Source organism: Glutamicibacter uratoxydans (genome assembly GCF_006539925.1).
In the GTDB taxonomy this organism is placed as follows: domain Bacteria; phylum Actinomycetota; class Actinomycetes; order Actinomycetales; family Micrococcaceae; genus Glutamicibacter; species Glutamicibacter uratoxydans.
Window position 1 is genome coordinate 42,261 of the sequence record NZ_BJNY01000023.1, and the last position, 8,763, is coordinate 51,023.

7 protein-coding genes and 2 riboswitches are annotated in these 8,763 nt (G+C 64.9%); of the genes, 5 read left to right on the plus strand and 2 right to left on the minus strand.

Features of this window, described 5'->3' with window-relative positions:
* Window positions 1-79: 79 nt before the first annotated feature.
* Window positions 80-598 (plus strand): COG4315 family predicted lipoprotein, encoded by a 519-nt coding sequence (locus tag AUR04nite_RS15965; protein ID WP_141366983.1) that lies wholly within the window; start codon window positions 80-82, stop codon window positions 596-598.
* Window positions 599-674: 76 nt separating this feature from the next.
* Here AUR04nite_RS15965 and AUR04nite_RS15970 read toward each other — a convergent pair whose 3' ends face one another.
* Together AUR04nite_RS15970 and AUR04nite_RS15975 are read right to left on the minus strand one after the other, a co-directional pair.
* On the minus strand, window positions 675-2,093 hold the full coding sequence (locus AUR04nite_RS15970; protein ID WP_141366985.1) for an LLM class flavin-dependent oxidoreductase: 1,419 nt from the start codon (window positions 2,091-2,093) through the stop codon (window positions 675-677).
* A 41-nt stretch (window positions 2,094-2,134) separates the two neighbouring features.
* The gene (locus tag AUR04nite_RS15975; protein ID WP_141366987.1) at window positions 2,135-3,478 is read right to left on the minus strand and encodes an acyl-CoA dehydrogenase family protein; all 1,344 of its coding nucleotides are present in this window, start codon (window positions 3,476-3,478) and stop codon (window positions 2,135-2,137) included.
* A gap of 16 nt (window positions 3,479-3,494) precedes the next feature.
* A riboswitch (SAM riboswitch) is annotated at window positions 3,495-3,583 on the minus strand.
* Between the two features lie 265 nt (window positions 3,584-3,848).
* Window positions 3,849-3,949: riboswitch (SAM riboswitch) on the plus strand.
* A gap of 5 nt (window positions 3,950-3,954) precedes the next feature.
* Between AUR04nite_RS15975 and AUR04nite_RS15980 the strand changes: the two genes are divergently transcribed.
* The 4 genes from AUR04nite_RS15980 (at window position 3,955) to acs (ending at window position 8,714) form a co-directional block, all read left to right on the plus strand.
* On the plus strand, window positions 3,955-4,776 hold the full coding sequence (locus AUR04nite_RS15980; protein WP_141366989.1) for an ABC transporter ATP-binding protein: 822 nt from the start codon (window positions 3,955-3,957) through the stop codon (window positions 4,774-4,776).
* A 71-nt stretch (window positions 4,777-4,847) separates the two neighbouring features.
* Window positions 4,848-5,870 (plus strand): aliphatic sulfonate ABC transporter substrate-binding protein, encoded by a 1,023-nt coding sequence (locus AUR04nite_RS15985; protein WP_141366991.1) that lies wholly within the window; start codon window positions 4,848-4,850, stop codon window positions 5,868-5,870.
* Window positions 5,871-5,875: 5 nt separating this feature from the next.
* Complete coding sequence (locus AUR04nite_RS15990; protein ID WP_141366993.1) at window positions 5,876-6,700, plus strand: ABC transporter permease; 825 nt, start codon at window positions 5,876-5,878, stop codon at window positions 6,698-6,700.
* A 52-nt stretch (window positions 6,701-6,752) separates the two neighbouring features.
* Window positions 6,753-8,714 (plus strand): acetate--CoA ligase, encoded by a 1,962-nt coding sequence (gene acs / locus AUR04nite_RS15995; protein ID WP_141366995.1) that lies wholly within the window; start codon window positions 6,753-6,755, stop codon window positions 8,712-8,714.
* The last annotated feature ends 49 nt before the right edge of the window (window positions 8,715-8,763 follow it).

The following is an 8,763-nucleotide window of genomic DNA, read 5'->3' on the forward strand; positions in this document are numbered from 1 at the left end:
AGGAGACCCTGTTCTCGTGTTAACTCCAGAACGGCAGCCGCGTTCCTCCCGAACGCACCGTTGGACCAAGGAGTAGCTCATGAGCAAGAAACTAGCTTCCGCCGCAGCACTCGCAGCGGCCCTCATGTTGGCCGTGACCGGATGTTCGGGGCAGTCTGATGCACCATCCGCCAGCCAATCAACCTCTGGCGGCAACGGCTACGGCGCCGCAACGCCATCCAAAAGCCAGAGCGTCAATGACACCGGCGCCATGCTGAGCACAGCAGACAGCGCTCTGGGCAAGATCGTTGTGGATCAGCGCGGAATGAGCGTGTACCAGTTCGACAAGGACACGCAGAACTCCGGAAAATCAGCATGCACCGGTACCTGCTTGGATGCCTGGCCTCCAGTTCCTGCGACCGGGGATTCCTTGAAGAATGCCCAGGGCATCACCGGTAAATTGGGAACCATCACCGGCACCAATGGCAAGGAGCAGCTGACCCTCAACGGCTGGCCGCTGTATTACTACGCCTCGGATTCCAAGGCCGGAGACACCAAGAGCCAGGCAGCCCAAGATGTCTGGTGGGTCCTTGATGCGAAGGGCACGCCCATCCACTAGCCGAAACCACGACAGCCCGAGCACCTTCTTCTTTACAGAAGGTTCTCGGGCTGTCGTTGCGCTTGAGGGGCGGCGGCTACGCCTGGGCCGCCACGCGATTGGAGATCTTGTACTTGGCAGCGCGGTGGGTTTGCTTCACGTGGTCGCCGGCGCCGAAGAGCTTGTTGCGCAGCGAGCCCTCCACATAGTCGGTCTTGTACGCGCCGCGGGCCTGCAGCTCGGGAACCACGAACTCGACGACGTCTTCGAAGGTGCCCGGGGTGATGGCGTAGGCCAGGTTGAAGCCGTCCACATCGGTGTAGTCCACCCAGTCGATGAGCTTCTCTGCGACCTCTGCGCCGGAGCCGACGGTGATCGGGCCGAAGCCGCCCACGCCGACCCATTCGGCCAGCTGGCGCACGGTCCACGGGTTGCCCTCGTCGCCGCTGGCCTTCTGGAAGGTGGCCACCGAGGACTGGATGGCATTGGACTTCACGTCGCTGCCGATGGGCTGGTCCGGGTCGAAGGTGGACAGGTCGATGCCCATCCAGCCGGAGATCAGCACCATGGCGCCTTCGATGTCTGCATAGGACTTGTAGTCCTCATACTTCGCCTGGGCGGCCGCCGAATCCTCGGCGGTGATGATGGTCTGCATCGCGAAGACTTTGATGTCGTAGCGGTCGCGGCCGGCGGCTTCTGCGTGGTCGCGGATCTTGGCCACGGTGGACTTGAGGATTTCCTTGGTCGGGCTGGTCACGAAGACCGCCTCCGCGTTTTCCGCGGCGAACTTCAGGCCGCGCGGCGAGGTGCCCGCCTGGTAGATCACCGGGGTGCGCTGGGTGCTCGGTTCGGTGATGGCGATGCCCGGAACCTTGAAGTATTTGCCCTCGTGGTTGATGGAGTGCACCTTGGCAGGGTCGGTGTAGATCCCGGTTTCCTTGTCCGCCTGCACCGCGTCGTCTTCCCAGGAACCTTCGAGCAGCTTGTAGACGACCTCGAGGTATTCGTCGGCGTGGTTGTAGCGTTCGTCGTGCTCCATCTGGTCTTCCTGGCCCATGTTGCGGGCGGCCGAAGGCAGGTAGCCGGTGACGACGTTCCAGCCCACGCGGCCGTTGGTCAGGTGGTCCAGGGTGGCAAGGCGGCGGGCGAAGGGGTACGGGTGCTCATAGGCGGTGCCGGCGGTGACACCGAAGCCGAGGTTCTCGGTGACAGCGGCCATGGCGGAGACCAGCAGGAACGGGTCGTTGACCGGGGCCTGGGCGCCGGTGCGCAGCGGAGACTCGTTGGTTCCGTTGTATACGTCGTAGGTGCCCAGCACGTCGGCGATGAACAGGCCGTCGAACTTCCCCTTTTCCAGCACCTTGGCCAGGTGGGTCCAGTAGCCGATGGTCTTGTAGTCCGAGGCCTTGTCCTGCGGGTGGCGCCACAGTCCCGGAGACTGGTGGGCAACGCAGTTCATATCGAAAGCGTTGAAGAGGATTTCCCGCTGCTTTTCAGTTGGCTGGTTCTGGCTCATTGATGTGCCCCGTTCGTTGTGTGAAGAAAAATCTGTGGTGTTTACAGCCCAAAGCCCTGATGGGGCGAGGACAGGTCGCCGGTGACCGACAGGCGCTGGGGCTGGACCCCGTTGATCTCGTAGTCCCCCACGATGCGCGCCTTGTAGATGGCCGGGTTGTGGGTGGCGATGGTGCGGGCATTGCGCCAATGCCTGTCCATATTGCAGCTGCTGCGCGTCGAAGAAGCGCCCAGCCCATCGAAGAGTTTGCTGGTGGCGCTGATGACCAGCGGCTGAACGATGGTCTGCGCGCGGTTGGCCGCCAGCTCGCAGACGGCAAAGCGCTCCTCGGCGTTCAGGTAGGGATCTGCCAGCGCCGATTCGACCTCAAGCACCGCCCCCATGACCACAGCGTCCGCGGCGAAGATCTCCGCGGAGACCTCGCCGACCAGCTGCAGCACCTGCGGTTCGCGGTGCACCGGGACCCCGGTGCCGGTGGAGAAGCTGCGGGTGCGGGCCTGCACCGAGGCGCGCATGTCGTTCAGCGCTGCACGGCCGATGCCTGCCTGCACCGCCATGAGCACCAGCTGGAAGATGGCGGCCTCCGGGTCATTGGCGTCCTCGGGCATGAAGCTGTCCACCGGAACCTGCTGGAACACGGTGCTGCCGGTGCCGGTGAGCCCCTGGCCGAACCCGTCCCAGTCATCGAGGATCTTCACCCCGCTGTGCTGGGTGGAAACCAGGGCGATCTGGCGGCCGGGAAGCTCCGGGTGCGCCACCGCCACGGTGGTCCAGTCAGCGAAGATGGTGCCGGTGCAATAGTACTTCTCGCCGTTGACCACCCATCGGCCGTCCACCTGGCTGACCTTGGTGTTCAGCGAGCCCAGGGCATTGCCGCCCTTTTCCGTGTACGCGTTGCCGATGATCTGGCCGGCGGCGATGCGGGCGACCCATTTGGCCCGCAGCTCGGCGTCTTCCAGGCGCAGCACGTCCTCGACGAAGGCAATGTGGGCGCGCCACAGCTGGCCGATGTGGGAGTCCGCCTCGGACAGCTCGATCAGTAGGCGGAAGACATCGCTGAGCCGTGCTCCGTGGCCGCCGTCGGCGACGGGCAGGCGCAGAGCGCCGAAGCGCTCGCGGTTCAGCAGCCCCACCTGTTCAAAGGGAAGGATGCGGTTGCGGTCGCGGTCCTTGGCCCCGGCGGCAATCTGGGCGAAAACCGGGCGGAAGATCGCGGCGAGGCGTTCGTAGTCTTCGTCGGCGCCGGGACCAGGGGTGACCTTGAGCAGCTGGCGGGTTGGACGTTCCTCGGAGAATTGGTCCAGATCGAGCGCGGATCCGTTGTGGGGATTGCTCAAGGCGTTGAAATCCAGGTCTAGGCTGTTCCCGGTTTCACCAAAAGACATGCAGAAGTCCTCTTTCTTTCCATCGATCCTGGCGGTAGCACCGGCCCGGTTGGGTGGTTGCTGCGGCGTCGTGGAGCCAGATCTCTCGGCCGCTCTGGATGGGTCGCTACTATTTGTAGCCGTAACAATCTGCGGCGTCCAAGTCCCAATGTCATATTTCGCCGTCCTGCGCACCGGAGTTGATTCACCAACTGAACAATGCTCAGCGCGATGCTCCGAAGATGCCCCATGCAGATCTCAAAGTATCGAGCAAACAGCCATTGAATGAAATAAAACACGAAATTTTCCACATATTACGCGCTGGCATCGAATATTTTTCATGTTACATCCGATTTGCAATAAAAACGTTCGACACCATGTAATGGACGTGTAACCATCCCGAGCGGCCGAGAGATCTGGCTCTGTGACGCCGCAGCAACCACCGATGAACAACATGTTCACGGCCGGTGCTACCGCCAGGACCGATGGAGATGATCATGGCTACTGCCTACGCCCTGCCGCACACCGACGTCGCCGCCAGCACCTCGACGGCGCTGGACGTCAACTTTGCCAATGTCTCACGCACCTTCAGCACCAAGAAGGAATCACGCACGGTGCTGCGCGACGTCAACCTGCACATCAACGCCGGCGAGGTCGTAGTGATCCTCGGCGCCAGCGGCTGCGGAAAGTCAACGCTGCTGCGCTCGGTCTCCGGGCTGGATGCGCCATCTACAGGCATTGTCTCCACCGGTGCCCACCAGGTCGACGGCATCAATGAACTGTGCGCCGTCGCCTTCCAGGAGCCGCGCCTGCTGCCCTGGCGTTCGGTGCGCGAGAACATTGCGCTGGGGCTCGCCCCTAAAACCGAGGCGGGTGCGGGAGCCGCGCTGATCAACGAGCTGCTGGAGCTGACGGGACTGACCCACGCAGCAGAGCTGCGCCCCCGGGAAATCTCCGGCGGCATGGCGCAGCGCGTTTCCTTGGCCCGGGCACTGGCCCGCCGCCCCGGCGTGCTACTGCTCGACGAGCCCTTTGGCGCTCTGGACGCGCTGACCCGGATGAACATGCAGGACCTGCTGCTCTCGATCCACGCTTCCTTCCCCACCACCGTGCTGATGGTGACCCATGATGTGGACGAGGCGCTGAACCTGGCAGACCGCATCGTGGTGCTGGGCCGCACCGAAGACGCACCCGGTGCCACCGTCGTCGAGGATCTTGCGCTGAACGCAGCCCACCCGCGCAGCCACAGCGCCGAGGACTTCATCGCACACCGCGCACATCTGCTGCGCCTGCTGGGCGTCGACCCGGCAAATCACTAATACACGCACCCCTTTTTCTTCGGCTGTTCACCCCAGCCGCCGCATTCGCACGCACAATTCAAGGAATTTCTATGCTTTCGACCCGTTTCACCCGTCGCACCGCACTGTCCCTGGCAGCCCTGGCAGTAGGCGCCGTGGCACTCTCCGGCTGCGCTGGCGAAAACGCCGCAGCCTCCTCCGCAGACCAGAAGCTGTCCATCGACTTCGCCACCTACAACCCGTTGAGCCTGGTCCTCAAGGAAAAGGGCTGGCTGGATGACGCAGCCAAGCAGCAGGGCGTGAGCGTCGAATGGATCCAGTCGGCGGGATCCAACAAGGCCAACGAGGCGCTGCGCGCCGATGCGGTGCAGGTAGGCTCCACCGCAGGGTCCGCCGCCCTGCTGGCGCGGTCCAATGGCTCCCCGATCAAGACCATCGCTCTCTATTCCCAGCCGGAATGGTCGGCGCTGGTGGTGAAGAAGGACTCGGACATCGCCTCGCCCAAGGACCTCAAGGGCAAGTCCGTGGCCGCCACCAAGGGCACCGACCCGTACTTCTTCCTGCTGCAGACTCTGAAAGAAGCCGGGCTGAGCGAAAAGGACATCACCTTGCAGAACATCCAGCACGCCGACGGCCGCACCGCGCTGTCCAACGGCTCGGTGGATGCCTGGGCCGGCCTTGACCCGATCATGGCCACCGCAGAAAAGGAAGACTCCAAGCTGGTCTACCGCAACCTAGACTTCAACACCTATGGTGCACTGAACGCCCGCGAGGACTTCATCCAGAAGAGCCCCGAGCTGGCCCAGCTGGTGGTCGACTCCTACCAGAAGGCCCGCGAATGGTCGGCAGCCCATCCTGAAGAAACCGCAGACATCCTGGCTGACGCCGCGGGCCTGGACAAGGACGTGGCGAAAACCGTCATCACCGAACGCTCCAACCTGGACGTGCCAGGCGCACCGTCCGAAGCGTTCACCACGGTGCTGAAGAACATCGGCCCGACCCTGGTGGAGAACAAGGACGTCGCCTCGCAGGACAAGGTCGACCAGGCCCTGGCCACGCTGGTTGACGGCCAGTTCGCCGCCAAGGCCGACGCCAAGAAGATCTCCGGAGAGTAATCCCCATGTCCGCGCCTCAACTTTCCACAGACCGCGCCGGCTCCCAGCGCCCCAAGAAGGCAGGGCTCGGCGAAGTGATCCTGCGCGCCCCCAAGTGGCTGCTTTCGCTCATCCTGCCGGTGGCGCTGCTGGGCATCTGGCAGTTCGTCACCACCACCGGGATCGTCGCTCCCTGGTCGCTGCCCACTCCGGGAGCGGTCATCGCCGCCGCCGGCGAGCTGCTGGAAGGCGGGGACCTGGGCAAGCACATCGGCATCTCCACCCAGCGCGTGCTGCTCGGTTTTGCCATCGGCTCGCTGCTCGGGCTTGTCTTCGGCGCGCTGGTCGGCCTGTCGAAGCTGGCCGACGCGCTGCTGAGCCTGAGCATCGGCGCGCTGCGGGCGGTGCCGTCCCTGGCCTGGGTGCCGCTGCTGGTGCTGTGGATGAAGATGGGCGAGGACTCCAAGGTCACGCTGATCATCATCGGCGCGTTCTTCCCGGTGTTCACCACCGTGTCCCTGGCCCTGCGCCATGTCGACGCGCAGCTGGTGGAGGCGGCGCGCGCCTTCGGCTTCAAGGGGCTGAAGCTGCTGCGCACGGTGCAGCTGCCTGCCGTGGTCCCCGCAATCTTCTCCGGGCTGCGCCTGGCGCTGGCCCAGGCCTGGCTGTTCCTGGTGGCCGCCGAACTGCTGGGCGCCTCCATGGGCCTGGGATTCCTGCTCACCGACTCGCAGAACAACGGGCGCATCGACCGGCTGATCCTGACCATCATCCTGCTGGCGATCTTCGGCAAGATCACCGACGCGCTCATCTCGCTGGCAGAACGCTGGGCCATCCGCCGCTGGACCTAGGCCCGGCGCACCGCCGAACCAACCACCTACGCAATATTCAAGGAGCCGGGCCATGAGCACCGAACTAGCATCCCGCGCCGCCGTACTCGACGAGGCGCACCGCCAAGAATTCTGGGACGAGGCAGCCAACTTGCTCGACTGGGACACCCGCTGGCACACCACCAGCAGCATCATCCCGGCAGACCCGCAGGCCCAGCACGGACCGCAGATCTCCTGGTACCTGGGCGGAAAGCTCAACGCCGCGGTGAACTGCGCCGACCGCCATGTGGCCGCTGGCCATGGGGAGAAGGTGGCGCTGTACTTCGAGGGCGAACCAGGAGACCGCCAGGCCATCACCTACGCCGACCTGCAGCGGCGGGTCAGCCAGGCGGCCAACGCGCTGGAACAGCTGGGCATCACCAAGGGCGACCGCGTGGTGATCTACCTGCCGGTGCTGGTGGAAACCGTGGTCATCACCCTGGCCTGCGCCCGCATCGGCGCGATCCACTCGCTGGTCTTCGGCGGCTTCTCCGCCGAGGCGCTGAAGTTCCGTGTGGAAGACACCGGCGCCAAGCTTTTGGTCACCACCGACGGGCAGTTCCGCCGCGGCGCCAGCGTCCCGGTCAAGCAGAATGCCGATGCGGCGGTCGCCGGGGACAACAGCATCCAGAACGTGCTGGTAATCCGACGCACCGGGGATCAGATCCCCTGGATTCAGGGACGCGACCTCTGGTGGCACGAGCTGGTCGATGTCCAGAGCACCGAGCACAGCCCTGAATTCTTCGACGCCGAAACCCCGCTGTTCATCATGTACACCTCCGGCACCACCGGGCAGCCCAAGGGCCTGGTGCACACCACCGGCGGCTACCTGACCCAGACCGCGCTCAGCTACAACCTGCTCTTCGCCAACCCGGATCCCGCCCAGCGCGACCGGGATGTGCACTGGTGCACCGCGGACCTGGCCTGGGTCACCGCGCACACCTATGAGATCTACGGCCCGCTGGCCAACGGCGCCACCCAGGTCATCTACGAGGGCGTGCCCAACGCCCCGCATCCGGGCCGCCACTTCGAGGTGATCGAGCGCTACAAGGTCACCAGCTACTACACCGCACCGACCCTGGTGCGTTCGCTGATGGGCTGGTTCCCAGAAGGCATTCCGGCAGACTACGACCTGTCCTCGGTGCGCGTGGGCGGCACCGTGGGCGAGGCGGTGAACCCCGAGGCCTGGCGCTGGCTGCGCGAGCAGGTGGGCCGCGACACCCCGGCGGGCATCCCGATGGTGGATACCTGGTGGCAGTCCGAATCCGGGGCCACGGTGCTCTCCCCGCTGCCCACCGACGAGCACTTCAAGCCGGGCTGCGCCTCGCGTGCGCTGCCCGGGCTCAGCGTGGACATCGTGGACGCGGCGGGCGCGCGCGTTGCCCCGCAGACCCAGGGGAATATCGTCATCACCCAGACCGGGCCCGCCATGGCGCGCACTGTCTGGGGCAACCCGCAGCGCTACTACACCAGCTACTGGCAGCAGTATGTTCACCAGGGCTGGTTCCTGGCCGGTGATGGGGCCCGCTTTGACGAGGACGGGGATATCTACATCCTGGGCCGCACCGACGACGTCATCAACGTCTCGGGCCACCGGCTGTCCACCATCGAGATCGAATCGGCGCTGGTCACCCACCCGGGCGTGGTGGAGGCAGGTGTCTGCCCGACCCCTGATGCGAAGACCGGCCACGCCGCCACCGCATTTGTGGTGCCGCTGGATAAGTCGCTGATTTCCCTTGAGCCGGATGCCGATACGGCGCGGCGCCGGGAGGAGTTCATCGGCCAGCTGCGCGCGGCCGTCACCCAGCAGATCGGCCCGATCGCCAAGCCTCGGGACATCGTGCTGGTCCCCGATGTGCCCAAGACCCGTTCGGGGAAGATCATGCGCCGCCTGCTGACCCAGCTCTTCGAGGGCAGCACGCTGGGAGACACCACGAGCCTGCAGAACGAGCCGTGCATCGAGCAGATCGATGAGATCTGCCGGGCCCGCGGCTGAACACCGGCAGCTGCAACAGCTTAAAAGGGCGCCGCCTCAAAGCATTGCT